The organism is Pseudonocardia autotrophica, from assembly GCF_003945385.1.
Lineage (GTDB): Bacteria > Actinomycetota > Actinomycetes > Mycobacteriales > Pseudonocardiaceae > Pseudonocardia > Pseudonocardia autotrophica.
In genome coordinates this window covers 72,926-98,815 of record NZ_AP018921.1, presented here as the reverse complement: position 1 = coordinate 98,815, position 25,890 = coordinate 72,926, and the positions used below count along the sequence as shown (strand labels likewise).

22 protein-coding genes and 2 pseudogenes are annotated in these 25,890 nt (G+C 70.0%); 12 read left to right on the top strand and 12 right to left on the bottom strand.

Annotation, left to right across the window (positions count from 1 at the left end; translation table 11 throughout):
* The first annotated feature begins 2 nt into the window (after nucleotides 1-2).
* Both Pdca_RS34220 and Pdca_RS34215 read left to right on the top strand, forming a co-directional pair.
* Nucleotides 3-1,109: an amidohydrolase family protein gene (locus Pdca_RS34220; protein WP_166666062.1), complete on the top strand. Its 1,107-nt coding sequence runs from the start codon at nucleotides 3-5 to the stop codon at nucleotides 1,107-1,109.
* Nucleotides 1,110-1,144: 35 nt separating this feature from the next.
* The gene (locus Pdca_RS34215; protein ID WP_408635078.1) at nucleotides 1,145-2,332 is read left to right on the top strand and encodes an IS701 family transposase; all 1,188 of its coding nucleotides are present in this window, start codon (nucleotides 1,145-1,147) and stop codon (nucleotides 2,330-2,332) included.
* Between the two features lie 389 nt (nucleotides 2,333-2,721).
* Here Pdca_RS34215 and Pdca_RS34210 read toward each other — a convergent pair whose 3' ends face one another.
* The 3 genes from Pdca_RS34210 to Pdca_RS34200 all read right to left on the bottom strand — a co-directional run bounded on the left by Pdca_RS34210 (nucleotide 2,722) and on the right by Pdca_RS34200 (nucleotide 5,352).
* On the bottom strand, nucleotides 2,722-3,189 hold the full coding sequence (locus tag Pdca_RS34210) for a site-specific integrase (protein ID WP_085916756.1): 468 nt from the start codon (nucleotides 3,187-3,189) through the stop codon (nucleotides 2,722-2,724).
* Between the two features lie 586 nt (nucleotides 3,190-3,775).
* Complete coding sequence (locus tag Pdca_RS34205; protein ID WP_085916755.1) at nucleotides 3,776-4,234, bottom strand: hypothetical protein; 459 nt, start codon at nucleotides 4,232-4,234, stop codon at nucleotides 3,776-3,778.
* Nucleotides 4,235-4,401: 167 nt separating this feature from the next.
* Nucleotides 4,402-5,352, bottom strand: a complete 951-nt coding sequence (locus Pdca_RS34200) for a ParA family protein (protein WP_208115288.1) — start codon at nucleotides 5,350-5,352, stop codon at nucleotides 4,402-4,404.
* A 1,861-nt stretch (nucleotides 5,353-7,213) separates the two neighbouring features.
* On the opposite strand from Pdca_RS34200, the gene Pdca_RS34195 reads away from it, so the two are divergent.
* The 3 genes from Pdca_RS34195 (at nucleotide 7,214) to Pdca_RS37890 (ending at nucleotide 10,642) form a co-directional block, all read left to right on the top strand.
* Complete coding sequence (locus Pdca_RS34195; RefSeq protein ID WP_085916754.1) at nucleotides 7,214-8,452, top strand: site-specific integrase; 1,239 nt, start codon at nucleotides 7,214-7,216, stop codon at nucleotides 8,450-8,452.
* A gap of 92 nt (nucleotides 8,453-8,544) precedes the next feature.
* Nucleotides 8,545-9,498, top strand: coding sequence for a hypothetical protein (locus tag Pdca_RS34190; protein WP_085916753.1), 954 nt, complete (start codon nucleotides 8,545-8,547; stop codon nucleotides 9,496-9,498).
* Between the two features lie 481 nt (nucleotides 9,499-9,979).
* Nucleotides 9,980-10,642, top strand: a complete 663-nt coding sequence (locus Pdca_RS37890) for a histone-like nucleoid-structuring protein Lsr2 (protein ID WP_085916752.1) — start codon at nucleotides 9,980-9,982, stop codon at nucleotides 10,640-10,642.
* 321 nt (nucleotides 10,643-10,963) lie between these two features.
* On the opposite strand, the gene Pdca_RS34180 is transcribed toward Pdca_RS37890, so the two are convergent.
* Entirely contained in the window at nucleotides 10,964-12,337 is a 1,374-nt protein-coding gene (locus Pdca_RS34180) for an IS4 family transposase (RefSeq protein WP_085916751.1), read from the bottom strand.
* 422 nt (nucleotides 12,338-12,759) lie between these two features.
* Between Pdca_RS34180 and Pdca_RS34175 the strand changes: the two are divergent.
* Nucleotides 12,760-12,983, top strand: a pseudogene (locus tag Pdca_RS34175) (IS1380 family transposase); the annotation flags it as partial.
* A gap of 337 nt (nucleotides 12,984-13,320) precedes the next feature.
* On the opposite strand, the pseudogene Pdca_RS34170 reads toward Pdca_RS34175, so the two are convergent.
* The 3 genes and pseudogenes from Pdca_RS34170 to Pdca_RS34160 form a co-directional block, all read right to left on the bottom strand.
* A pseudogene (locus Pdca_RS34170) lies at nucleotides 13,321-13,472 on the bottom strand (transposase); the annotation flags it as partial.
* 101 nt (nucleotides 13,473-13,573) lie between these two features.
* A protein-coding gene (locus Pdca_RS34165) for an IS3 family transposase (protein ID WP_125911393.1) occupies nucleotides 13,574-14,862 on the bottom strand; the annotation gives its coding sequence in 2 pieces (ribosomal slippage) (nucleotides 13,574-14,508 and nucleotides 14,508-14,862; 1,290 coding nt in all).
* Between the two features lie 198 nt (nucleotides 14,863-15,060).
* Nucleotides 15,061-16,320, bottom strand: coding sequence for an FAD-dependent monooxygenase (locus Pdca_RS34160; RefSeq protein ID WP_085916758.1), 1,260 nt, complete (start codon nucleotides 16,318-16,320; stop codon nucleotides 15,061-15,063).
* Between the two features lie 1,371 nt (nucleotides 16,321-17,691).
* On the opposite strand from Pdca_RS34160, the gene Pdca_RS34155 reads away from it, so the two are divergent.
* The 3 genes from Pdca_RS34155 (at nucleotide 17,692) to Pdca_RS34145 (ending at nucleotide 19,700) form a co-directional block, all read left to right on the top strand.
* Nucleotides 17,692-18,210 (top strand): class I SAM-dependent methyltransferase, encoded by a 519-nt coding sequence (locus Pdca_RS34155; protein WP_158092381.1) that lies wholly within the window; start codon nucleotides 17,692-17,694, stop codon nucleotides 18,208-18,210.
* Nucleotides 18,211-18,583: 373 nt separating this feature from the next.
* Nucleotides 18,584-19,078, top strand: coding sequence for a sigma factor-like helix-turn-helix DNA-binding protein (locus Pdca_RS37885; protein WP_331852691.1), 495 nt, complete (start codon nucleotides 18,584-18,586; stop codon nucleotides 19,076-19,078).
* The gene (locus Pdca_RS34145; protein ID WP_232021796.1) at nucleotides 19,035-19,700 is read left to right on the top strand and encodes a zf-HC2 domain-containing protein; all 666 of its coding nucleotides are present in this window, start codon (nucleotides 19,035-19,037) and stop codon (nucleotides 19,698-19,700) included. The genes Pdca_RS37885 and Pdca_RS34145 overlap by 44 nt, the downstream gene beginning before the upstream one ends.
* A gap of 704 nt (nucleotides 19,701-20,404) precedes the next feature.
* On the opposite strand, the gene Pdca_RS34140 is transcribed toward Pdca_RS34145, so the two are convergent.
* The 3 genes from Pdca_RS34140 to Pdca_RS34130 all read right to left on the bottom strand — a co-directional run bounded on the left by Pdca_RS34140 (nucleotide 20,405) and on the right by Pdca_RS34130 (nucleotide 22,085).
* Nucleotides 20,405-20,869, bottom strand: a complete 465-nt coding sequence (locus Pdca_RS34140; protein WP_408635079.1) for a type II toxin-antitoxin system VapC family toxin — start codon at nucleotides 20,867-20,869, stop codon at nucleotides 20,405-20,407.
* Between the two features lie 20 nt (nucleotides 20,870-20,889).
* Nucleotides 20,890-21,132: a type II toxin-antitoxin system CcdA family antitoxin gene (locus tag Pdca_RS34135; RefSeq protein ID WP_085916761.1), complete on the bottom strand. Its 243-nt coding sequence runs from the start codon at nucleotides 21,130-21,132 to the stop codon at nucleotides 20,890-20,892.
* Nucleotides 21,133-21,842: 710 nt separating this feature from the next.
* Entirely contained in the window at nucleotides 21,843-22,085 is a 243-nt protein-coding gene (locus tag Pdca_RS34130) for a hypothetical protein (RefSeq protein WP_085916763.1), read from the bottom strand.
* Between the two features lie 161 nt (nucleotides 22,086-22,246).
* On the opposite strand from Pdca_RS34130, the gene Pdca_RS34125 reads away from it, so the two are divergent.
* Together Pdca_RS34125 and ykgO are read left to right on the top strand one after the other, a co-directional pair.
* The gene (locus Pdca_RS34125; protein WP_085916764.1) at nucleotides 22,247-22,741 is read left to right on the top strand and encodes a DUF305 domain-containing protein; all 495 of its coding nucleotides are present in this window, start codon (nucleotides 22,247-22,249) and stop codon (nucleotides 22,739-22,741) included.
* The gene (gene ykgO, locus Pdca_RS34120) at nucleotides 22,738-22,860 is read left to right on the top strand and encodes a type B 50S ribosomal protein L36 (RefSeq protein ID WP_085916765.1); all 123 of its coding nucleotides are present in this window, start codon (nucleotides 22,738-22,740) and stop codon (nucleotides 22,858-22,860) included. The genes Pdca_RS34125 and ykgO overlap by 4 nt, the downstream gene beginning before the upstream one ends.
* Before the next feature lie 207 nt (nucleotides 22,861-23,067).
* Here ykgO and Pdca_RS34115 read toward each other — a convergent pair whose 3' ends face one another.
* Nucleotides 23,068-25,155 carry a heavy metal translocating P-type ATPase gene (locus Pdca_RS34115; RefSeq protein WP_279561777.1) on the bottom strand — a complete coding sequence of 696 codons (2,088 nt, stop codon included), beginning with the start codon at nucleotides 25,153-25,155 and terminating at the stop codon, nucleotides 23,068-23,070.
* Here Pdca_RS34115 and Pdca_RS38135 point away from each other — a divergent pair.
* Nucleotides 25,150-25,332 (top strand): hypothetical protein, encoded by a 183-nt coding sequence (locus Pdca_RS38135; RefSeq protein ID WP_243734802.1) that lies wholly within the window; start codon nucleotides 25,150-25,152, stop codon nucleotides 25,330-25,332. The two genes, Pdca_RS34115 and Pdca_RS38135, sit on opposite strands and share 6 nt — an antisense overlap.
* Here the strand turns inward: Pdca_RS38135 and Pdca_RS34110 are convergent.
* Nucleotides 25,314-25,604: a DUF1490 family protein gene (locus Pdca_RS34110; RefSeq protein WP_166666061.1), complete on the bottom strand. Its 291-nt coding sequence runs from the start codon at nucleotides 25,602-25,604 to the stop codon at nucleotides 25,314-25,316. The two genes, Pdca_RS38135 and Pdca_RS34110, sit on opposite strands and share 19 nt — an antisense overlap.
* Nucleotides 25,605-25,890 lie beyond the last annotated feature (286 nt).

Below are 25,890 nucleotides of genomic sequence, written 5' to 3'. Positions count from 1 at the left end.
CGATGGCAGAAATCTACGTAGCGGACCGGCTCATCTCGGCCGGAGAAGAGCTGCCCCCCGGGCACGATGCAGTGCGTGTCGCGCACGGCCGAATCGAGGCCATAGGAAGGGGCAGTGAGCTTGTTGAGGCCGACCCCGGAGCCTCGGTCTCGCGTTTCGCTGGATACAGCATCATGCCGGGACTGATCAACAGCCATGTGCATCTTGGTGGTGACTGCAGCAAGTCCTCCTTCGCCACCCTGTGCTCCGGCGCACCAGACGAGGTGCTAGCTCTGATCCGGACCAACGCACGTAGCTGTTTGAGAGCGGGTTGTACGACTGTTCGGGACCTCGGTGACTCCGGTGGCTATGTCGCGAGGTTCCGCGACTCGACGACCGCCCCGGACAGCGTGCGGCCGCGTGTGCTGTCTGCGGGTGTTCCGCTCACCATCACGGGCGGACACTGCTGGTACCTCGGCGGAGTTGCTGACACAGCCGCGGAGATTCGGTCGGCAATCGATGGCGCCGTCGAAGACGTTGACCTGATCAAGATCATGGCGGGTGGGGGGTATGTGACCTCGGAGGGGCCGACGCCCTTCGATGCGCAGTACTCGACAGAGCTTCTCCGAGTCGCGGTCGAACACGCCGCTCAATACGGACTGCAGGTTGCCGCGCATGCGCACGGAAGCGAGCCGATCGTGCGGTGTATCGAAACGGGTGTTTCTACGATCGAGCACTGCGGATGGCGGTCAGGGCCAGGCAAGCGAGATCAGAATGAGGAGGCGGTCCGACAGATGGCCCAGCAAGGCACAGCTGCTGGCGACACCACTCCGGCCGTCTGGCGAGACATCGCAAAATATGTCACGACGCCCGACTATAAGTATGGCAGTCAACTAACTTGGATGGCTGAGCGCGACGTGGAGATCCTTATTGGGACGGACTCCGGTGTCCCTGGCACAGAGTTCGATCAGCTCAAACTGAGTATGGAGCTCTACGAGGAGCTGGGCTTTACCCGCGGTAAGGTCATCGACATGGCCACGAGAGGGGCTGCGCGGAGTCTGGGGCTCAGCCATGAGACAGGAGAGCTCTGCGCAGGCCTAGTACTGCAACGGCGTTTCGGCGTGTCGTGAGAGGCTGATCCGGGTTCGGCGGTGATGATCGCCGGGTGGTGGATCTTGCTGGATGGGTAGCGGCGTTGGACCAGGTCATCGCGTCGATCGGGCCGCGGTTCTTCCGTCGTGAGCCCCGCGCGCGGGCCGGGGCGTATGTGCGCGGCCTGCTGGCCGGGTTGGAGCGCAAGAACGGGTGGACTCTGGCCGAGTATGCGGGGGCGGTCTCGCCGGACGGGACGCAGCGGATGCTGCGCACTGCTGACTGGGACGTCGACGGGGTGCGTGACGATGTGCGCGACTACGTCCTCGACGCCCTCGGCGACCCCGTGAGTGGGGTGTTCGTGGTCGACGAGACCGGGTTCATCAAGAAGGGCCTGCGTTCGGCGGGAGTGCAACGCCAGTACACCGGTACCGGCGGCAAGGTCGACAACTGTCAGCTCGGGGTGTTCCTGGCCTATGCCAGCTCGAAGGGGCGGGCGTTGATCGACCGCGAGCTCTACCTGCCGACCTCGTGGACCGAGGACCGGGACCGCTGCGCCAGAGCTGACGTGCCCGATGAGGTCGGGTTCGCCACGAAGCCCCAGCTCGGGCTGGCGATGCTCGCCCGCGCCCACGCCTGCGGGGCCCTCACACCCCGCTCGTGGGTGACCGCCGACGAGGTCTACGGACAGAATCCGACCTTCCGCACCTGGCTGGCCGACCGGGAGATTCCGTTCGTGCTGGCCACTCGCAACGACGACGTCCTGACCAGCCCGGACGGGCATCGCCGCCAGGCCAAGGTCCTCGCCACGATCGCCGGCGCCCGCGACCCCGACACCGGCCGCAGCGGGTGGGAACGGCGCCAGGTCGGCGCGGGTGCGCACGGAGAGCGGATCTATGACTGGACCACCGTCGCCCTCGACCCGGCCGGCCTGCCCCACGGGTGGGGGCACTGGCTGCTCGTGCGCCGCCAGACCGAACCCGGGCAGGGCAAGACCACCCGGGAGCTGGCGTTCTACCGCTGCGCCGCTCCCGCGGCCACGCCGCTGCGCGAGCTGGTCCGCGTCGCCGGGGCACGCTGGGCGATCGAGGAGTGCTTCCAGACCTCCAAGAACGAAGCCGGCCTCGACCACTACCAAGTCCGTTCCTACCGGGCCTGGTACGCCCACATCACGCTGTCGATGCTCGCTGCCGCCTACCTGTCCGTCACCCGCGCACAGGAGGCCGAAAAGGGGGATCTCCAGCCGAGCGGACCGGGCTGATCCCGCTGAGCGGCAACGAGATACGGCGTCTGCTCGCTACCCTCATCCTCACCCCAGCCGCCTGCCTGGCCAGCACACTCGCCTGGTCCACCTGGCGCCGACGACGCCAGCACCAGGCCCGGACCTGCCACTACCGCCGCCGCGGCCAACGCCCACCACCCTGAAAAAACGCCGTTGCAGTACTAGCAGCCGACTTGCTCGTGGTGGCCGGGAACCCGCTTGATGACCTCGATGCGCTACATCGCCCGTATCAGGTCATCGTCAAAGGCGCCGCGTATTCGCAGGACGATCTCGTATAGGGCGGGTATCGCAGCGGACCTCTCTCGTCACCGCTTCATCAGCGTGAGCTCTTCATGTGCGGGGAGAGCTGTGGTGTCTCCGTGACGTTGTCACCGTCCAAGGTGCAGAACGGCGTTATCCGTAAAGACGTCGTCGACGCGGATATAGGTGGTGATGGTGTCGATGGACCGGTGGCGGGTCTGGTGGGCAATGGCACGGTCGCTTGCACCACGCAGGTGGGCGTAGGTGACGAACCCGGCGCGCAGGGAGTGGGCGCTGTAGGGGCCGCCGGGCAGCCCGGCGCGGGTGGCAGCCGCATGGACGAGGTTGTTGATCGACTCGGGGTGCAAGGGCTTGTCCAGGACGCGGTTGCCGGTGGAGACCTTGCGTAGCACCGGGCCGGTGGTGATCCCGGACAGCTCGAGCCAGGTGTCCAGCGCGGTGAGCGGGCAGTGCTCGGGGCGCTCGGCACGGGGGAGGCCGACCAGTTCGGGCTTGTCGCCGCCAACTCCGCTCACGCCGAAGCCGTGATCATGCACTTCGACCCGGCTACCGCCGAGGTCCGCGAGTTCGAGCACCTCACTCGCGCGGCACATCCGGACCGGTGTCGCCGAGCTGGAACGCCTGCAGCGCTTGCGCAGCGGTCGGCGCGATCACTGGAGGCGGTCATGTCGGATCTGGCCGAGGTGGAGACTGCCGGACGTGCCAACTGAGCCGTCACTGTCGCGACGAGAGCTCGGCCGACTGTTCGCGGCGCGGCGCCAACCTCTACGACGCCCTGTTCACCACCGCCCGACCGCTATGAACCGCACCCGGCAAGGTCATGCGCATAGGCACCGCGGGCAGCGCGATCACGCATCGAACGCCCGGTCATCAGGCTGCACCTACTGCGCAACCGCATCGCCCACCACGAACCCCTACTCGGCCAAGACCTGGACGCGCGGCTGACCGACTTACGCGCTGTGTTCGACTCGATCGACCCCCGGCTCACCACATGGGCCATCGACGACGATGGCCGCCTGGAGGAACTGCTCGCGTACCGGCCCTGACCCATGCGCCTCCGGCAGCCCTTCGCGCGTTGAGACAGCTGTCGACGGCGGGATTCCGCGGACCTACCTGTGACCCCTTCTGGGCAGAGGATTCGAGCTGTGCCGGGACACTCCATCAGCGCTTTCGGCGCGATCCTCGAGCGAACGTGGCATGGAGGGCGGCAGAGATCAGGGAACTACGCGAACTGGCGCCGGTTTCCTCGACCAGCCGGTCGATAACGGTCAACTCGTCCGCCGTCGCCCGGAAAGTGAACGGCACCGTGCGTTCCGACGGCGAGGTCGCTCGCTGACGTGTACGACTCGGACGCGCCGAGAACAGGCTGTTCGGAGGGCGCTCCTGGCGCTGCTGGCGAGTCACCAGTTCCGGGAGCTGATGCTGGGCCCGGTCGATCGCGTCGAAGACCAGATCGGAGTTCGTGCGTCGGTCCCGCTTGCGTGCAGCATCGAGCGTGTCTCGCAGGCCCGGGGCCAGATACACGATCGACTGCGAGGTCGCGGGAGCTGGCTCCTGCTCGCTCCAGTCCTGCTCAACTACGGGGTCTGCCTTCGTGACCGGCTTCTCCGTAGGCGCCACCGGCGGGTCGACCGGTTCCGTCGATGGCGCCGGAGGGGCCGAGTCGCGCTGCCCGTCCGCAGCTCCGGCAGGCGCCGATCGTTGGCCCTGTCGCCCCGGCCGCTGGCCGCCCGGACGGACAAGGTCCCGTGCGGACGTGCCGAAGACGTCGGCCAAGTTGTTCTGACTCACTGCTGCGCCCCCTCCAGCGAGGCGGACTGGTGTTCTTCGGCCTCGCGAAGAACAGACAGCACCTCCAAGGCCAGGTCACGGTAGTCGCCTGCGACCGAAGCCGCCGTTGCTGAGATCCGAGGACCTTGGCGCTTGCCCTCGCGAAGCGCCTTCCACCATGCCGGTTGCGCGGCCAGGTCTTCCTCCAGCTCGTGTGCGAGCCGGCCCATACGGCGGCCGTCTTGCGCGGTCTTCTCACTGAATCTAATGAAGGCAGAGAACAACGGGGACTGACCGCCGAAGGCCTGTGCGATCTCGTCGCGGACCTCGTCATGGATGCTCGTCGACCGAACACCGGTGCCGAACAACACCGCCCCGAGCAGGCTTAGCCCGGGGTTGTACTGCTTGGCTACCGCAAACCGCTTGGCCACGTTCGCCATGCCGTCCAGTCCGGCGCCGTCACTGCGGGTCGGGATAAGGATCCAGCGCGCCGCGTACAGGCACAGGTCGACAAGGAACGTGGCCTCGGGTGGGGAGTCGATGACGACGAAGTCGTAGTTGGGGGCGAGCGGCGACAACGCATTGCCCAAGGCGAGGTTGGCGTCCAAGCCTTCTCGACTCATCCGCCCCACCATGTGCGAGACGAGATCATCGAGCTCGATGCCACCTGGAGCAACATCGAGACCAGGCCGAACACCCGGCACAGGTTCGAGCTGGCCGCGTCCGGTGATCGCGTCGAAGAGGTTGCGGCCGTGGTCGTCGCTGGCTGTGTCGCGGTAGCCGAGGTCGCGGGCGACGTTGGCCTGTCGGTTGAGGTCAACGAGGAGACAGGCGAAACCGGCACCAGCCAACTGCCCGGCGAGGTTGACGGCAAGGGTCGTCTTGCCGACTCCTCCCTTGTCGTTGACGAGGGCGATGGTCCTGGCCAGCGCGACTGTCCGATCCACTTCCTCAGCGTGCTTTGCCATCGACTCTCCCGAGCTAACCACTGACCGCATCCATCCTTCTTCTGCCTCTTGTCCCCCTCGCAGGGATGGTCTCCCGTGCGGCGCCTCTCCCGGACGTGGCCCCCTTGCTTCCTTCAAGCAGGGTTGCGATGAGAGTTGCTTACCCGCCCGAGGCTACCTAGCACCGCCGCGGATGGTCATTCTCGGGAGCAATGTAGCGATGTGGCAAGCAGCGACACGCGCGCCCTGCGGTAGAGATTCGAACACACGGCTAGACGCACTCCTCCAGACCTGCGGGGTAGCGGGTCAACGCACTTACGGGACGTGCCGCAGCCCTGCGTAGACCTAGACGTCCGGGCGGCAGGGCAGACAGGCGCCCCGTGGGGCCGCCATGCCTGCAATCGTGTGCGTAGTGGGGCTTGTGGACGCGCAGACGTGATGGCGCCTGCTGGCTCGCACCCGCTGGCGGGGTAGCGGACTTGCTTCCAGGCGTGCATCGACGAGCACTGATGAACCTGCGACCCGAGCAGTAGGCATCGTTGCTGTAGCCTTAGCGATTAGGCAAACGCTGATACCCGGGATCACAAAGGCGTTTCTGAAAACATGCATCCTTGCTATCGGTTGCACTATCGCTTATAGCGCTTTGACCTGCAGCGTTCGTCTAGTCTGGAGGACTACTGACGAGGCGTGGAGCTCGGTGGGTGTCTCGATAGGCCCAGGATTTTGACCTCGGTACCCGAGGCCTCGGAGTCGGCAGATGCAGAGGCCAAGGCTCGTCGACACCGCCCGACGGGCGGCAGCTGCGTCCAGTTCCTGGTTCACCCCGATCGGGGCGGTGCTCGGTGCCGCCGTCCGTGGTGGCCACGGTGATGTGGTGTGCTGCAGCGCCTCGACAGGCTCTCGGGCCGGGGAGGCGGTCGACGCTCGACGGGACGCCCGAGAGCCTCACGGTCGCGGTACGCCTTCGAGCGCGGTGGCGTTACGTGGCCGGGGATGGCGGTTACTGCGGTAGCTGGGACGGCTTCGCGCGCACGGTGTTGGTGGACATGCGTGCCCGGCTGGCGCGGTCGCCTCGCTCGGACCGGATCTCTTCGAGGTCGGACTGCAGGCGGCGGGCGAGGCGGGGCTGGGCCGGCGCCGGGTGCTGGACTCGATCCCGCTGTATGACGCGGTGGGCATGATGGACACCGTGACGTTGATCCGCTCGGCGGTGCGCGGGCTGCTTGCCGACGCCGATCTGTGTGAGCTGTTGCGGGCGGCACTGTGCAGCGGGGACGACTACGCCGCGCTCGGTAAGCCCCAGATCGACTGGGACGACCGGGCCGGCCGAGATCGACGAACCGGGTCTCGGGGTCGGAGAGCAGGTGCCACACGGCAACGAGGGCGGAGCGGCCGACCGCGACGATCGCCCTTCTTCTTGCTGCGGAGGCGGGCGATGCGCCGGTAGCGCTGCGCCCGTGAGGAGTTGGTCGACTCCCGGGCCCGTGACGGGTACGCGCTGATGGCCCCTGCTCGATGGCCGCGAACTCCTCGACGCGGGTGGTGCACTGCCGCGCGCCAACCGTCGCCTGCTCGGTACTGAACGGGTCGGCCAGGGCTGCGTCCTCGCGAGTTCAGCCTTTGAGTGGATCGGTGGGGTGGCGACCGCACTGATCCTGACAGTGCCCGCATGTCAGCGGCGCGGGTCAGCGTCAACTGACTATAATCGCAGGTCAGGAACTCTTTTGGTTCGGCGTCGAGCACACGAGGGGCGCCATATCTGGGGCTGCAGAGCCGACACATGGTCACTTCCGCCCTATCGGCTGAGACCGCTGATAATCTCCGGTTAGCTGACGAGTCACCGGGCACTCGCCCGCACTCCCAGCCGACGAAAGGGGCACCGATGGGCTCTGGCGCCGCCGCGGACGACGAGAAGGAGCCGGTACCGGGCTCTGCGGCCATCGACAGGCCCTGCGATCCGGCGGGGGAGCGGCGTGTCGCGGCGCAGCGGGCGGCCTCCTTGGAAGCTCTGGCCGCTCGGGCAGACGCCCACGCCACCGCGTCCCGCGCACCACGCACGCACCGCGCCTACGCCGCCGACTGGGCGCACTTCACCGGGTGGTGCACCACCGCCGCGCTCGAAGCCTTGCCGGCCGAGGTGAACACGGTGCGGCTCTACCTCGCCGACCTGGAGGCCACCCGCACCGCCGACGGGGCGGCAGTGTTCTCCCCGGCGACGATGGCGCGGCGCCTGGCCGCGATTGCCGCCGTGCACCGCGACGCCGGCCACCCGTCCCCGACCCGGGATCCGGCCGTCGGTGCGGTGCTCACTGGGATCAAGCGGGCCCGCGCACACGCCACGCACCAGATGCGCCCGCTGCTCCTCGACGACCTCCGCACCCTGCTGTCGGGAATGGAGTACGGGACGTGGCCGGGCGGGATCACCGCCGCCCGCGACAGCGTCGTGCTCCTGGCCGGGTTCGCCGGGGCGCTGCGCCGCGGCGAGCTCGCCGCCCTGACCGTCGGGGACCTGCACTTTCACCCCGCCGACGGGCTGCACGTGCGGATCCGGTCATCGAAGACTGACCAGGACGCCCACGGCGCCACCGTGGTCCTGCCCTACGGGACCTGTGCGGGGACGTGCCCGCCGTGCGCGGTGCTGCGCTGGCTGCGGCTCCTCGAGGCCGCACCCCGGGGCCGGGCCGCGCTGATGCGGGCGGTCCTGTCCACTCCGGTCTGGGCCGAGCAGGATCACCTCTACCCGCACCCCGACCCGGCCACCGGGCCCGACGACGCCCCCACCGGCCCGGGGCGCGCACCCGGTCCGGCACCGGTACCGACACTCACGGACGAGGCGCCACTGCTGCGCGCGGTCCGCCGCGGCGGCACCCTGACCGACACCGCGATCACCGGCGACGCCCTACACGCGATGATCCGCCGCCGCGCACACACCGCCCGGCTGCCCGGCCCGGTGGGGTTCCACTCGCTACGGGCCGGGTTCGTCACCACCGCGCGGCGGGCCGGGGCCGATCACCGCGCCGTGCGCCGCCAGACCCGCCACTCCAGCGACGCCATGGTCGAGACCTACGACCGCGACCACGCCCCCCTGCTCGGTAACGCCGTCACCCAACTCGGCCTATGACCAGTCAAGTAGGAAATGATGCATCCGGTGCCACAGTCGGCCGGGCCACTGCTGCCACCTCCGAACCCGCCACGCCGGAGAATCGGGCGGCGATGCTGCGGGATGCGGCCGGGCCGAGCTATGCGCGGGAGTGGGCGCTGTTCTGCGACTACACCACCGCCACCGGCCAGCCCGTGTTGCCGACCACCGTGGACACCCTGACCGGGTTCTTCACCGCACTACCGGCCCGACCGGCCACCCTGGCCCGCCGGGTGCGGGCGATCGCCGCCGCCCACCGCCGCGCCGGCTACCTACTGTCCCGCCCGGACCACGGCCCCGCCGCACCCCCGCCCCCGCGACCGGCCCAGCAGCGCTGGACCGCGGCGGGCCCGCTGCTCGCCGCCTGCCCCACCCGCGGCTGGCCCCACGGCCTGCACGGCCGCCGCGACGCCTTCCTCATCGTGGCCACCATCGGCCTCGACCTCTCCCACCGCGACGCCCGAGCCCTGCTCCCGGACGCGGTCACCGTCGCCGGCTCCGGCGGCGAGAACCCCGACGATCAGGTCTCGGTCGCCGACCAGGACATGCCCACAGATCCCGACCCGCGCGCGTGCCCGGCCTGCGCGGTGGTGCGCTGGCTCGACACCCTCGGCGTCCTCGACGGCCTGGGCCGCGGCTCGGCCCGCATGGACCTCACCGCAGCCCACACCCCCACCCGCCACAGCCACCACCAGCACCACCCCCGCACCCCACAGCGCTGGCAGCGCGCCGCGATCCTCCTGCCCGCCATCGACCAGCACGGCTGGCACGACGACTACCGCCCCATCACCACCCGCACCATCCGCACCCGACTCGCCCTCGCCGCCCACCGAGCCACCAGCAGCGTCACCGCGCCGGGCACCCCGTCCCGCGGGGACCGGGAAGCCAACGCCTCGCCCACCCCCGAGACGACAACACCCCCGGCGCCGCAGAGCCTCGACGAGGTCCTCACCCTCCTCGACGGAGTCGCCGACGACGCCGATGCGCTCAACGCCCGGATCACCGCCCTCATCGAGGGACACATCTGAGCTCGCCCGCCACGCGGGCGACGCCCACGAGACGGTGAGCGGTAGATGCCACATCGGCATCGACGGAATCTCCAGCCCCACCGGCCCCTACGCACGTCGCGGACCCTGAGGGACGCCTCGGGGCGTCCGGCGAATGATGGTGTCCGCGTGCCGTGGCGGGGCAGCGGCGCGGACCAGACCACACCGACCCCGCCACCCCTTCCGAGCCGCGCTGCTCAGCTGGTCGAGGTCGTCGTCTCCGGCTCGAACCCGGAACAACCGGACCCTTTTCGCAGCTGCAAGCATGCGTAAACGGACGTTTCACCGAGCGCCCCGCGGTGTGCACCAGCCGTCGATGCCTCGCGTCCCGAAACGTCAGCGGCCACGACCTGGGGACCCAGCCAGCCGGTATCGTCGGCAAGGTCGCACTCGCCGACGTGTCACATTCAGCACCGTCCTGCGACACCGAGGCAGGAAATGACTCAGGAATGGGGGCGGCCACATGACGCGCGTCACGCAGGTGAAGCTCATAGATGATCTCGATGGTTCGCCGGCTGCGGAGACCGTGCGGTTCTCGCTGGACCGGAAAGCCTACGAGATCGACCTCAGTGCACCTCACGCAGCCGCACTACGGGACGCGCTCGCTGCCTTCGGTGATGTGGCCCGGCCGCAGCCAGGGCCACGCGGTGCCCAGCCAGCCACAAGCTCTGCAGCCGCCAGTGCCCGCCGCGCCCAGAATCAAGCAATCCGCACGTGGGCGCGTGCCCACGGGTACGCGGTGCCCCACCGGGGCCGGATCCCCGCGCGCATCAGCGCCGCTTTCCACGCCGACAATCCCGATGCGCTGCCCGCCCGCGAGGCAGAACCACCAGCAGCCACCGCGAACCCTGCCACAGCCGGACCGGCTGACCAGCGCCAGAGCGTGGCGCGCCAGCCGGAAACCGACGACGGTGCGGCGACACCGGCCGCGGTCGGGGCCGGAGCTGACACATCCGTGCCGGCCGTCGGCCGGGATGGGCTGACCAAAACCGACCGTGAACAGATCCGTTCCTGGGCGCAGGAGCAAGGAATCGAGGTGAAGCCCCGCGGTCAGCTGAAGCACGACCTCATCTCGAACTATCGCGCCTGGGCGAAGCGCGTCGGCTCCGGCACCGCCACAGCCTGAGCAACATCTACGTCATCCGTGCTGCTGCCCTGGAGCGACGAATTGGGATCGGCCGCCGGTTGACGGGGTGGACTCGACGGTTGACGATGGCGAATGCATTGGCCAGCACGATTGCGGATCGTGCTGGCCGCGGCGGGACAGCCTGGGCGACACAGCGGTACCGGCGAAGGCGGAGCCGAAATGGGCACCGCCCGTATCGTTGACCCTCGGCTCCTGGTGTGGTTGTCAGGCAAGAAGAAAGGCTGCGAGCAGTTCGATCGTGGCGTTCGCGGTGACGTGGACTAGATGCAAGACCGTTCAGTTAGGGCCGGTGTGCGGTGGTCAAGCATCGTCGGCCGCGAGTGTGTTGATCTCGACGGTGTATGTGCGGCTGGGTCCCCGGACTCGGTTCTGGCTGGTCTTGACGGTGTAGTTGGAGATCGCTCGCTTGACCACGCGTGGACTGGTTCGGGCTCGTCGAGCGGGTAAGAGGGCGTCGAGGACTCGTCGTCCGATCACGCCGATGAGGTCGACCGGGTTGGCCAGTACGCCCGCGGCGGCGGTGAGCTGGGCGCGGGCGGTGGTCAACGCGATCGTGAAGCTGGCCCGGTCCGGGTCGAGGTCGGGGCGCTCGGCCAGGGCGTCGGCGATCGCGATCCGCAGGGCCTGGTAGGTGACCAGCAGGGCGTAGACTTCTTGGTCGATGCCTTGCGGGGTGCGGGCGCGCAGGACCCGCCCGCGCAGGATGGTCGACTTCAGCTCGAAATAGCTGGTCTCGATCTCCCACCGCTGGTGGTAGAGCCGGGCCAGCTCGAGTACCGAGCAGCTCGGATCACGGACCGTGGTCACCAGCTGATAGGTCTCGCACCGCCGACCGGCCGTGGTGCGGATCGTGACATTCACCCGCACGACACGGACCGGTAGCGACCCGATCTGCGAGAGGAACGATCCGTCGGGCAGGTACTGCTCGACCCGGTAGCGGTGGTTGTTGCGGACCCGGATCAGCAGGTCCGCGCCGGTCGCGGCGAGCGCGGTGATCGTCGGGGCGTAGCCGTAGTGGCGATCGGCGAGCACGATCATCCCGGGCCGCATCGCCGCGGTCAGCCCGCTCGGACCGGTGGTCATGGCGGTCTCGCTGCGCCGATCGGAACCGAACGCGGCCTCGATGACGGTCCGGGTCCCGCAACACACCAACGCGACCAGGCGCAGCATCGGATACCCGGTGCCGCCGTGATGACCGCCGCCGCGCCGGTACACGGCGAGGTTGGCCGGGCTGTCGGGCACGCACATCTGGGTACCGTCGATCGCGCAGATCAACAGCCCCCGCCACCACAGTCCGCGGGTCCGCGGTCCGCCGGCCGGGCCGCGGAGCAGGTCGAACAGCGCGCGCAGCGGCGCGGCACCGATCCGCCGGCGTGCCTGACACAACGCCGACGCCGAGGGAACCCGGACCCGGCCCGCACCCGCATCGCCGGGGTCCAGATCCAGTCCAGCGATCATGTGGGTCCACACCTGCGGATAGCCCAGATCGGCGAACAACGCGGCCGCGAGCAGCAGATACACCACCACCCGTGAGGGCAGGGCCCGGACCCGGCGTTGCGTCGTACCGGTCTCGGCCAGCGCGGCGTCGACCATCTCGAACGGCACGATCCGGGTCAGCTCACCGACATGCCCGGCGGCAAACCGGTCACCAGCGGCGGTGACGACACGATTGATGACAGAATCCGTGCTCAGCGGAGCTCCTCGTGAGGGGCGGGGATGTCTTGGCGGACGCCCCTATCTCCTCACAGAGCTCCGCTCCCACTTCCTCACGACACACCGCCAGCCCCGGTCCTTGCACCAGCGCGGCTACCGCTAACTGAACGGTCTTGGGACTAGATGTACTGACAGACCCTGGTTCGCTGGTCGACGCCGGCCGCAGCGCTACCGGTTCGGCCCCCTGACAGCGGCGCGCAGGCGAGGTGCGAATTCCCGGCCCGCCGACCAAATGACGCCAGTCTGGCTGGTGATAATTCGAGGTGCAGGTCCGGCCGGTCGACGCGTGCGTGTCTGCACATCAAGATCTCGTCGGTGCTCACCGGCCAGCGCCGAGTGGAGCGCCGCGTCCGAGACCTGGCTCTGCGCGTGCTGCCGCGGTGCTCCTGGCCCGCGCCGCCGGGCTGGGCGCACTCGACACGACCCCGCCCGGCGACGCTGCGGTGGTGGTCGACATCGACGCGACTCTGGTCGGGACCTACGGCCTCGACAAGTCCGGGGCTCGGCAGGTGATGCGCACCGGACGCCGCGGCTACCACCCCCTGCTCGCCGTGATGGCCGGGACCGGGACGTGCTGCACGCCCGGCTGCGCCGGGGCCGCACCGATCTACTTGAGAGGCCGCTCCCCGCGAGGCTGTGGGTGCCCCCCGACCACGCCCTCATGTGATCACGTCGCCTCCGCTGCTTTCCGGCGGGACAGACGCGCCGGGGCCGCAGCGCTCGGTCCGGTCCTCCGCGAGCAAACGTTCTGGGTGATCACCCGCGGGGTGAAGTGCTCAGACTGATCAGGTCGCCGAACAGAGCACAGGCATCGCGTGAACCGATGCTTCTGCCGGCCGGCGACGGTCGGGGTCAAGTCCCGTGACGTGGTGTGTGACGGCTGACGCGTGATCTTGCTGGTTCAGGTGCTCAGCGCCGAGATCGTCGGCGCGGGTTCGGCCTCCTCACCGGTGTCCGGGGTGAGGGTCGGTGGCGGCGCGGGCTCGACTCAGGACGTCGAGCCCGAGGCAGCGGCGGCCATCGGTCCACTCGTCGTGCTGCTCGGCGAGGACATCCCGACGAGCCGGATGAGCGAGTCGCGGTCGGGGAAGACTCTCGCCACCGTGCGGCCTGACGAGCGTCTCGCCGTCCTACGCGCGGTCATGCGGACCTGAAACGGGCTGGGGCCTTGACCCCGGATAGTGGACACGGGGTGGATTACGCGGCGTCCGGAACGGTAGCTGCGAAGTCTGCCTCGTAGGTGTTCGGGGTCTGGTAGCGGCAGTAGGAGTGGCGGCGTCGGGTGTTGTAGCGGGTCAACCATCGGAACAGTTGCCGACGGCAGGTGGCCTGATCGGGCCAGAACGCGTTGTCCTGCAACACTTCCCGCTTCAGGGTGGCGTTGAACGACTCGGCGAGGGCGTTGTCGGCGCTGGACCCGACCGCACCCATCGACTGCTGGACGTCGAGTCGGTCGCAGAGGTTGGCGTAGGCGCGGCTGGTGTAGACCGAGCCGTGGTCGGAGTGGAAGATCGACCCGGCGAGGGAGCCGCGGTCCGCGGCCGCCGCTCGGAGGGCGTCTGCGACGAGGTCGGTGCGCATGTGGTCGGCGAGCGCCCACCCGGTCAGGCGCCGGGAGTGGCAGTCGATCACGGTGGCCAGGTAGAGGTTCCCGCCATCGGCCAGGGGTAGGTAGGTGATGTCGCCGACATAGACGATGTTCGGGGCGGGCGCGGTGAAGTCGCGCCCGAGCAGGTCGGGCACCGGGCTCTGGGCGGGCTCGGGGATGGTGGTGCGCACCCGGCGACGGCGGCGGTAACCCGCGATGCCGTGCTCGCGCATGACCCGGCCGATCCGCTTGTGGTTCACCCGCTGCGCCGGCTCGACGCCGTCGTTGATTTCGGCGGTGATCCGCGGCCGCCCGCAGGTGCGGTCTCCGTCGTGCACGGCGCGGATCCGCTCGGCCAAGGCGGTGTCCGCGGCAGTGCGCTTCGCGCGGGCGGGCGCGGCGGCGAGCCAGGCGTAGAACGAGGAACGTCGCACGTCGAGTAGTGCGCACAGCCGCTTCACCGTCCAGCCCCGGCGGGGGCTGGAGGTCGTGTCGGAGTGGTCGGCGACGAACTGGAAGCGGGTCACCAGTTCGTCGCCCCGGCGAAATACTTGGCCGCCTGGCGAAGGATCTCCCGCTCGGTCTCGAGTTTGGTCTTCTCCGCCCGCAGTGCCTTGTTCTCGGCTTCGAGGCGGGCCAGACGCTGCTCGGGCGTCTCATCCGCGACGGGCACGACACCGGCGTTCTGGCGTGGCGCACGCACCGAACGTGCGCTGCGGGTGCGGGTGCCGTCGGGGGCGGTGCGGGTCCCGGTCCCGAGGTTGTCCAGCCACAACGCCAGCGTGGCCCGCTCGACGCCCAGGTCGGCGGCGATGCCCTTCACCGTCGCCCCGGGCGTGGACTCGTACAGCTCGACGGCCTGCCGACGGAACTCGTCGGAGTAGTTCTTGCGGGCCATGGTCAGACATCATCTCGCTTCCCCCGACCGTGCGGGGATCAGCGTGTCCACGGAACGGGGTCAGGGCCCCTGCAAGCAAACGCCATGTCCACTTTCACTGAGACGGGGCAAACCGCACTTCAAGCGCAGGTGGGCGGCGGCCTGGGGTGTGCGGGCAGTTCGTACAGCGGAGGTGGCCACCGAGCCGTAACGAGGTGATCAGCGGCGACCGGTGAGGACGCCGATCGGGTCGATCTCGCCGCGCCGTAGTGCTCGGTGTACTCGCCGGGCGGAGGTCAGCCGGCGCCGTACTCGGCGCACCGGTTCGATCTGGGTGGCCTCGTGCAGCCGCCGGTGCAGCGGGCCCTGGTCACCGCGGCGATCGAGGAGCGACCAGGAGAAGTCGATCGCGTCGGCGCCCTCGAGTCGCTGCGGCACCTCCTCGAACCACCGCATGCTGCGCCGCGCCATGTCCTGGGTCGGTGCCATCGCGGTCCGCCGGCGGGCGTCGTACCCGGCGAGCGCCGCATCGACGTCCGCCGTCCTCCCGGTCGTGCCGTCCGGATAGAGCTCCTCGGCCAGCACGATCGCGTCGGCCACCGCGAGCACCGTGCCGGAGCCGATCGCGAAGTGTGTGGTGTGCGCGGCGTCGCCGGCCAGCACGACGTTCCCGGACCGCCACGAGGTGTTGCGGATCTCGCGGAACTCCAGCCACGGCGAGGCGCCCGTCCCGGGCGGGGCGATCAGCGAGTGTCCCTCCAGCGACCGGGCGAAGATCGTCTCCAGCAGCCGCATTCCCTCGTCGGCGGACAACCGGTCCAGGCCGAGACCGGCCCAGGTCTGCGGGGTGCACTCCACGATGCAGGTGCTGACGCAGTCCGCGGCGGGGTAGGCGTGGAACCAGATCCAGCCGGCCTCGGTGCGCTCGAAGGCGAAGGTGAACGCCTCGAACGTCTTCGATGTGCCGAACCAGGCGTAGCGGTTGGTGCCGTGGGTGAGCCGGGTGCCGAACTCCGCGGTGCGGGCGTCGCGAACGGCGCTGTTGATCCCGTCCGCTGCGACGACGACGTCGGCGTCCGCGGTCAGCGGATCGGCCGCGAGATCGCCGTCGGGGGCGGTCTCGGTGTCGAACCGCAGGTCGACTCCCACCTGCCGGGCCCGGACGGTGAGCGCCTCGAGTAGCCGGGCGCGCCCGATCGAGTAGCCGTAGCGGCCGCCGAGGTGCACGGTCTCGCCGGCGACCTCGACGACCTGGTCGCCCCAGACGTGCGCGGCGGCTCGGACGCCGTCCGCGCCCACCGGGTCGGTGCGGTACAGCTCGTCAAGGATGTCCTCGCCGAGGGTCACGGCGAACCCGGAAGCCTCCCCTGGCGGGTTGCGCTCGGCGACGACGACTTCGTCCCGGCCGTCCGAGCGCAACCGGGCCAGGATGGCCAGGTACAGACCTGCCGGACCGCCACCGATGCACACGATCTTCACGGAGCGCGCCTTCCATGCCGGTCCCGACCACAGTTCGGCGCGCGGGTAGGGGGCGGACCGGACATTTTGCCGATTGTCGGCAGGTTTTCAAGGCGATGGAGATCGATCGGCCGACGCTCCCGGTGACACGGGCTCGAGAGGTGTCCGATCCCCGGGCAGCCCGACACAGCTAGGTGCGCGTCGAGCAGCGAGAGAACAAGTCCGCCCGGTTGCTCGCCGCCATGCTGTAGAGCAGGGATCTCGTCGAGAGGCTGACGATGATCAGGGACGACGTCGTGTTGGACATGCGCCGTGTGTGTCGGGCGAGGGCTTGGGGTGGCGCGTGGCATGCGATGCCCTTCGGGTTGGGCGGCCTGGTGCCGCATCGAATCGGGATTCCGGTGCAGATGAGTCCGGACGTGATGTCCTGCGAACCAGCCTCGTCAGCCGGTCACGGACGGGGATCGATCGAATCTGGAGCCCGGGCCGGGTCAGTTCCGATCGACGCAGAGCACGGCGACTGGTGCCAGCACCGCCGCCGGAGGCACCGGGTTCGATGCCGGGGCGGGCAGGACCGGCTGCTCGACCTGGTCCGGCCTGAAGCACGTGGAGAGGAGAGCGGGGCCGCTGTCACGTGGGGCATCGACCCCGCGGACCGCGGGGTCGACAGCAGTGTCTCGTCCTGCCGGGGCGTGATGGCAGGGACGGTCGGGGGTGCACAGACCAGTCACGGCCGGCGAACCTGGCGTATCCCCGTTTGCCGGAACACTGGCGTTGCCCTCAGCGTCGAGAGGCGCGTCGGGCAGGCATCCGGGACATCCCCCGGTCTCCTGGACCAGCGCCGTGACGGCGGCGACGCTCGCAACCGGTTGCTCCGGAGTGATGGTGTGGCAGGCCAGAACGGGTCCGAACGCGGTGTGCACGAACACGGCGATCAGCAGGAGGACGAACGGGGCTGCGGGGCGATGCATCGCGGTACGCACCGTCGCCGTCCCTCCCTCTCGACCTGGGCCCGTTCCGGACTTGCTGACTCTAACCACAGCATCGCCACGCCGCCCCGGAGGCGGACGGACGATGCGGTCAGCCTCGCAGGGCAGGTCGCAAGCCCTGGGCGTACTCACTGGGTGAACGCCTTCCAGTGGCCCAGGCAACCCGTCCCCCGACGCCGCGATCACGCCCAGCCGCGCCGGTCATCCCGCGCGCCCGTGTCCGACAGAATTTCCGGTCAGGGTGATCCCTGACGGCATCGGCGGCCGGGGATGGTGAGCTGCATTGATGGATGCTGACGCTGACCGACCGCACGCTGACGTTGGTCCGACCGGGCTGAGGCGAGCCCTCGACGCGGCCTTCGGGCATCCCCGTGGCCTGGCTGGGCGGCTCGGTGGAGCGGTGATGGCCTGGGGGAACCGTCGGCAGGAACGATGGGCCGTCGACCGGGCGAAGCTGCGGCCCGATCACCAAGTCATCGTGGTGGGTTGCGGGCCCGGGGTCGGGCTGGCGCTGGCTGCAGGGCTGATCGTCCCCAGCGGTTTCGTGCGGGGGGTGGATCCGTCAGCCACGATGCGGGCGATGGCCACCCGCCGCTGCGCGGGGCCGATCGCTATGGGCGCGCTCGAGATCGGTGACGGGACGGCCGAGCGCACCGGCTGTGCGGACCAGTCGATGGATGTGGCGATCTCGGTCAACAACGTCATGCTCTGGGACCAGTCGCTCGGGTTCGCTGAGCTGTTCCGTGTGTTGCGTCCGGGCGGGTTGCTGGTGCTTACCGTGCATCGCCATGTGCTGGCCGAACCTGCCCATAGCCTGCGTGTCCGGTCTGCGGAAGCCGGGTTTGTCGATGTGGCGCTCACCGAATGTCCACGCCGGGGGACCAGCCCCGCCGTCGAGCTGACCGCTCACCGCCCGCGCTGATCTGTGACTGCCGTCCAGAGCAGCAGGTCGACCTCCGGGGACGGGTGGAGCGCCGACAGCCCGGTCGACACGTGTCGTCTCCACGAGTCCCGGCGAGCATTCAGCGACAGCTATTGCCGTGCGAGCCCTCTCGTGTCGCGCTCGCACGATTCTGCAGAGCTCGACTCGTGCATCCGAGGAGGCAACGCAGGACGGCACGCCCCTGCTCGGAACCCACGGCGGTCACCACCGCAGCCCACGGGCCTGCGGTGGGGTGCTGGCGCCGACCGGCAGCTGATCGAGACACAGTCACATCTCCAAAGACGTACGGCAGGACACCCCCAAAGTATAATACCCCCTCAGGGTATTGAACAGGCGTGGTGTCGCTGATGCTGTGCCCGCGGCGCGGGTCGAAGCCCGATCCTCCGCCGGCCAAGGGTGCGGTGGTCCGATCACGGGTACTGCCGAGACCCGTTGGCTCCAGACTTATCGGCTCCGCGCAGAACCTGGTAGGACGTGTCGCCGCGGAATCGCGGAGCGTGGTGATCGACGAGATCCGCCGCATCACCGCACGGCCCTGGCAGCGTGCCCTCACCGACGATCCCGAGTCCACTCCGGACGCGGTCGGTCCGGCCGACGACGCTGTGATCGACACCTGGCTGGTCGAGGAGGCACTGCGCCGGCTCCGCCCGAGCATCGGCAGGCGATCGTGGAGGCCTACCTGCGGCAGCGCCCGCGTGCCGAGATCGCGGCCGAGGCGGGCGTGCCACTCGGGACGATCCGCAGCCGGGTCTTCTGCGGGCTGAAGGCGCTGCGCCTGACGATGGACGAGATGGGGTGCAACCGTGACGCCGGACGAGCACCGGACCATGCGGGAGTCGCTCGGTGACTACGCGATCGGGCGCCTGCCGGACGGCGAGGCCGCCGCCGTGCGGGCGCACCTGGACGGCTGTGCGGCCTGCCGCGCCGAGCTGGCCAAAGTCTCGTCGGTGCTGCCCGCGCTGGGCGGGGTGGATCCCAAGCACCTGGACCGCACACCCGTACCACCGGCCGACCTGGGCGAGCGGATCGTGGCGGCGGCGCGCGCGGAGCGCCGGCCGGCTCCGCGCCGACGGCTCCCGACGAGCGTCGCCGCGGCCGCGGCGGCCGTCGCGATCGTGGTCGGCGGCGTGGCCGGCTACGCGGTGGGCGACTACGACGGGATCCCCCGCGAGCCGGTCGCCGTGCAGGCGAGCGCCCCGGAAATCCGGGCGAGCGCGGTCGCGATCCCGCACACCTGGGGGATGGAGATCGTGCTGGACGCCGACGGGTTCCGGCCCGGGGCGACCTACCGCGTCGTCGTCGAGGCCACCGACGGCCGGGAGGTCGACGCGGGCGCGTTCATCGGGACCGGTGCGGCCCCGATGGTCTGCAACCTCAACTCCTCGGTGCTCCGGCCGGACGCCTCCGGGTTCAAGGTGCTGGACACGGCCGGGTCGACCGTGCTCCGCGGGGATCTCACGCCGGCCTGAGCCGGGTCGGCCGCAGAGCCACCCGGGGACAGGACCGTCACGCCGCGCGAGCGTGGACCCCGCGGGCAACCGGTCGGCCTGCTGCTCGCCGCCGTGGCAGTCGTGGCCATCGCGGCCGGCTGAAGGATCGTGAAATCAGCGGCATGGAGCTGCACCATCAACTGTCGGCGCGACGACGCGCAGCACGCGGCGCCCGACCGGATGTCGTGCATGCTGGTAGCCGTCGATGGATCTGGTCGTCGGCATGGTGCAGGCCCATGGCCAGCCGGCCAGCGAGGTCGGCGGCGCGCCTGGTGTTGAGCCCTTGGCTCAGCACGGCTGAGGGTGAGTGCACGTGGGCGGGCGTCGCCGGCGAGTAGTACGGGCCCGGGGCGGCAACCGGCCACCCAATCCAGATCATCGGCGAAGCCGCCCTGGGTCCGCCGAGCTGATATTTCGCGGGACGGGACTCGGGTGCGTGTGCTCGTCGAAGCGCCGCCCGGCCTGTCTGCGGTGCACCGCAGCGGCCACCGGGTGCGCATCTACGGCACCAGCGCCGAGGCTCGACCCCGTCCTGCAGGACCCACCGGGTCGACGTAATCCCTGTTCACAACGTTCGCCACGTCCGGCCCCTGCCTGTGGTCGGCGGTGTGATTGCTGCGGGTCCACCGCCATCTGAGCCACCGGAAGTCCAGGATTCATGCACGGCTCTAATCCCGTGTGTGTCAGCGATCGTCGGCGGCGACGATGGCCTCAGCGCGGTCGGTGGCACGGGCCAAGCGGTGATCGGTAGTCACGACCACTGTGTCGAGTTGGCTGGCCAACTCCACATAGAGTGCGTCCAGCAGACGCAGACGCCCGCGCCGGGCCCACGCCCCGGGCAGCAAGGCGGCCAACGGGTGGCGCGTGAGCGGCATCGCGGCCACCGCGGCCACTGCCGCGTCCACCTCGTCAACGGTCAGCTCACCGGCGCGCTGGAGCCGGCCAAGCGCCGAGAGCACTTCGGCCTCACAGTGCGCCGGGGCGTGTAGCACGGTGCCCGACAGCCGCCGCGCGACAGCGGCGGCCAGCTCGGTACCGGCCAGCAGATCCACCACCACCGAAGCATCGACCACCACCATCCGATCGGCGACAGCCCGACCCCGCGACGCCGCCGACCCCGCCGGCGGACCTGTCGCGGACGCAGGCAGGCTCGCTTGCTCGGGCACGCTCACTCGCGAGCCCCCTGCTCGGGATCGGCCTCGAACTCGGCGCGGGCGGCGTCGAGCGCGGCCACCACCGTCGCGTGGGCGACCGGTCGCCGCGGTGCCGGCAACTCGGCCAGCCACGTGTCGGTGGCCTGCCGGTCGAGCTCGGCGGCCAAGGCCTGCTGGGTCAACGCCGACACATTCAACGACTGTGCCCGTGCCCGAGCGGCCAACTCGTCCGGAACCCACACATTCAACCGAGCCATACACACACACTACACAACCGGTGCGCAGGAGAACCCGGCGTCCCTGCGCTCCGGGTTGACGACCGCCCCGCTATGGATGTTGACCGCCGCTGACGGTGTCGACGACGGCGTCAGCGAGCATGCAGGCCAAAATCAGACAATTCGGTCGGTGGTGATTGGCACGGTGGCGGCCTGATCGTGGCGGCGCCGATGTAGCTGCGGCTGCTCGTGCGCTGGTCGGCGAGGATCGGCGTGCGCCGATACCGGATCGGCGCCACCGCACTGTCCGACCGCTCCATTGATGACGCTCAGGTCATCAAAACCCGCGCCGCCGCCGACCTGCCCGGGACCTGGTCCGGGCATAGCCTGCGCCGCGGCTTCGCCAGGCCTACGCCGCCGGAGTCGACGAACTGGCCATCATGCGCCACGGCCGCTGGCGCTCCGCCGCGGTCATGCGCACCTACATCGCCGAAGCCGACCGCCACCGGGCCCATAGTCCCATCACCGCCCTCGGCCTCGGCGACCCCACCACGCCCGCCCCCCACCGCGCCGGACCCGGCCTGAACCGGCCACCACAGCACGAGAGACCCCTCGCCGCACCTCGATCCGGCGAACGTCCTCCGACCGCGCCCGCCGCCCCACACGCGGTACCCCGGGCTGCCTGGGCCGGTCAGCGGTCTGCTGGCGCGCCATCTCCGCGCGATCCGGACAGGCAGCAGCAGCTGTCCTGGTCAACGAAGGTGATGCGCGGTGGCCAGGGCGTCGGCGAGCAGCTGCCGCAACCCGATCGCGGCGATCACCGACGAGACACCGACGCGGACACGGGTCGCGATCAGCGCGTTGAGGCCCTTCACATCGCTGTAGTCACGCCCGGCGCCCTGCTCGGCGCCACCGAAGGTCTGCCCGACGGTGCCGTCGAGGTCACCGAACGCGAGCTGTCCGGCGCGGTCCAAGGTCGGGGTCGCCGTGACCACACGAGCCAGCAGCCGGGCGGCGACGGCATCGGGCTGGCGGACATGGCCGTAGCGCCCACGCCCGGCCCGGTGCGAACTGCCCCACTCGACAAGAATACCCTTAGGGGGTATAGGTGTAGGGGTCATTTTCGCTTAAAGCAATCGAGAGCAGGAGGGAAACCATGATCCACGTTGGTCGTGCCGCGGCTGCGTCCGTCCTCGCCCTGGGGTTAGCAGGTATCACGGCCTGCGCCCCGGGCCAGCCCGCACCGCCGCAGACCCCGCCACCACCGTCGGCCGCCAGTGCGCCCGCCCAGCCCGCCACCGCGGTGAGTCCGGAGCACAACCAGGCTGATGTGCAGTTCGTGAAGATGATGGTTCCGCACCACCAGCAAGCGCTGCGCATGGCCGAGATCGTGCTGGCCAAGCCGGACCTCAACCCGCAGGTGCGCCGGATGACCGAGAAGATCCAACGCGAGCAGGGCCCGGAGATCGAGAAGATGCAATCCTGGCTGGCCGCCTGGAACGCCGGCCCGGCGATGTCGCTGGAGCAAGCACAGGGCATGCAGGGACTGCTCTCCCCCGCGCCCCGGACCTCGAGTTCGGGGCCGGGAACCGGTGGAGAGAACACGCTGTCGCGGTCCGGTGTGGCCGCCACCTCGAGGAGATGCACATGAAGGTGCGCACGTCGCTTCGTTCCCTGAAGAACAAGCCGGGAGCACAGGTGATCCGTCGTCACGGAAAGGTCTACGTGATCAACAAGAAGAACCCGCGGAACAAGGCCCGGCAGGGGTGACCAGGTCGAGCCGCGCGGCAGCCACCTCGACCGAGTGCTTGGCCTGCTGTGATGAAGCCACGACACGGCTGTGCGCGGAGTTCGGCTGCAGCGTGACGCGGGCGACGGTGTCGGACGCGGTCCTGCAGAGCTACCGGGCTCTGCGGCGAGGTAGCGCGCCGGATGGTGCCTTGCCGGAGCTGGTCGAGAGGCTCGCGCGGGTCCATCTCACACCCGATCCGCTGGCGTCCTGACGGTGGCCCTCACTGATCCGGGCAGGGGTCCTTCGGTGAGTGATGTCGACATGTTCGTGGGGATCCGGTAGCGGATCAGTCGTGAGCTGTTCCCGACCACGGCGACACTGGACGCGTTGTGCAGGATCGCCGCGACCACGGGCGACATCGCTCCGACGGCGGAGACCAGTAGCCCGGCGGCGTTCACGGCGATGGACATGCCGTAGTTCTGCCGGATCAGGGTGATCGAGCGTCGGCCGAGGTCACGCAGGTCGAGCAGGGCGTTCAGGTCGTCGGCGGCCAGCGCGACATCGGCGGTCTCGACCGCCACGTCGGTCCCGGCGGCGCCCATGGCGATCCCGATGTCGGCCAGTGCGAGTGCCGGGGCGTCGTTGGTGCCGTCGCCGACCATGGCGACCGTGTGGCCCTCGGCCTGCAGCGCCCGCACGACGTCCTGCTTGTCCTCGGGCATCACCTGCGCGCGGTACTCGTCGATGCCCAGCTGTCCGGCCACTGCCTGTGCGGTGCGTGGGTGGTCGCCGGTCAGCATGACGATCCGCCGGACACCGTCGGCACGGAGCTTGACCAGCACGTCGCCGACCTCGGGGCGGATCGTGTCGCGCAGCGACACCAGACCGACGAGCTCGCCGTCGACCGCGAGCAGCAGCGGGGTCTCGCTGGCTCGCTGCAGCTTGCGGACCCAGTCGGCGGCCCTGCGGCTGACCTTCACACCTTGCGCGCGCAGTAGCTCCCGGGAGCCGATGAGCAGTACGCGGCCATCGGCCTGCACCCGCATGCCTTGGCCGAGCAGCACCTCGCACTGCTCGTGCGGCGGGATCTCGATTCGCCGCTCCTCGGTGGAGCGGATGACCGCCTGCGCCAGCGGATGTCGGGAGTGGATCTCGGACGACGCCGAGTAGGCCAGCACCTGCTCGGGTGTCCAGTCGTCGTGGAACGCGATGACGTTCGTGACGACCGGGCGCCCCTGGGTCAGTGTGCCGGTCTTGTCGAACACGATCGCGTCGACCCGTCCGGCGGCCTCCAGATGCGCGCCACCCTTGATCAGAATGCCGCGGCGGGCGCCGTTGCCGATCGCGGCGCTGATCGCGGTCGGTGTCGACAGGCCGACAGCGCACGGGCAGGCGACGAGCAGCATCGTCATCGCGCGGCGGACGTCCCGGGTGGCCAGCAGGGTGAGACCGGCGAGGAGGAACGACGCCGGCACGAACCGGCGGGAGAAGTTCTCCCCGACGGTCTGGATCGGCGCGCGGTCGCCCTGGGCCTGCTCGACCCGCTCGAGGATGCGACCGATGGCGGTGTCCTGGCCGACCGCGGTCGCCCGGACGACGATCCGCCCGCGCAGCAGCACCGAGCCGGCGTGCAGGGTCGTGCCGGGCGCGACCGAGACCGGCAGCTGCTCACCGGTGATCGCCGCCTGGTCGACGACGCCCTCGCCCCCGACGACCTCGCCGTCGACCGGTAGCACGATCCGTTCGTGCACCACGACCTCGTCGCCGAGCACCAGGTCGTCGATGCCGACCTCGACCTCGCTGCCGTCCGCCAGGCGAATCCAGGTCCGAGTCGTGGCGCCGGTCAGCAGATCGGAGATCGCCCGGCGGGAGCGGCGCAGCGTCAGGTCCTGCAGGTACTCGCCGATGTTGAGCAACCACAACACGGTGAGTGCGACGACGTTCTCCCGCAGCACCAGGCTGGCCACCGTCGCGGCGGAGACCAGCGCGTCGGTACCGGCGCCGCGTCCACCGGTCAGCGAGCGCAGCGCGCCACGCAGGAACGGGTACCCGGTGAAGATCGTGACACCGGCGGCGACGGTACGGCTGGTCGGCCCGAGCACCGGCGGACGGCGCAGGCCGTAGCGGCGGAACCCGAGCGCGGCCAGCGCGATCCCGCCCACCACGAGACGGGCGAACTCCCCGTGTTGGGTATCGGCCGAACGCGGGGTGCGGGCCACGGTCGCCTCCGGATCGGCGCCGAGGCCCTTGCTGATCGCCTCGCGCAACTCGATCCCGTCGCATCCGTCGCGGTACCAGACGACGACGCTGCCGGTGCGCGGGTAGGCATGCACCTGCCGGACACCGGCGACGTGGTCGACGACGTCCTCGACGGCGACGGCCAGCGCGACCTGATCGCGGAGCGCGGGAACGGCGAAACGGACACGCCCGGCCGCGTCGCTGACGACAGTGAGATCCGGGCCCGCGATGTCGCTACTCAGGATGCTCGACCTCAGTGCTCGTGGCCGTGACCGTGCCCATCACCGGCGCCCGGTGCGGGGGTCTGCTCGCCGATCCGGCCGCGGGCCTCGCTCACGATGTCCGCAGTCGTCAGACGGGCCTTCTCGGCGCCGGTCTCCGCGGCGCGAGCCCCGCGCAGGCCCCACGTCGTCGCGGTCACCGCGGCCTCGCGAACTGCACCGGAGCGGACCACCCGCTTCACGCCGTCGTACGCCACGGCCCCGGCCAAGCCGCTGGCCACCAGGCTCGCGGCCTTCCCGGCCACTGCTGCGAACACGAGCACCGCCTCTCGTTCAGTCCCACCTGCAGCGTCGACGTGCCCTGAGGTACGCGAGCCGTTCCAGGCTACGCGGAGGACGCCGCGGCTGACCTCGACTGCCGCAACTGGTTGAGCATCAGCGCGCACGTTCCGGTCTACCTGGGTCCGGCCCCTTTTTGGAGTCGGTCTCCGGCAACCCCCGCGTTTCGCCACACCCGGTCGGCTGGCTCTGGCCCGAGCCGGATTGCCCCTCCATTCCCGCGTGGCTGCGTTCGAAGGGCCCGCCCTGCGCGAATCGGCTGCCCTGCCA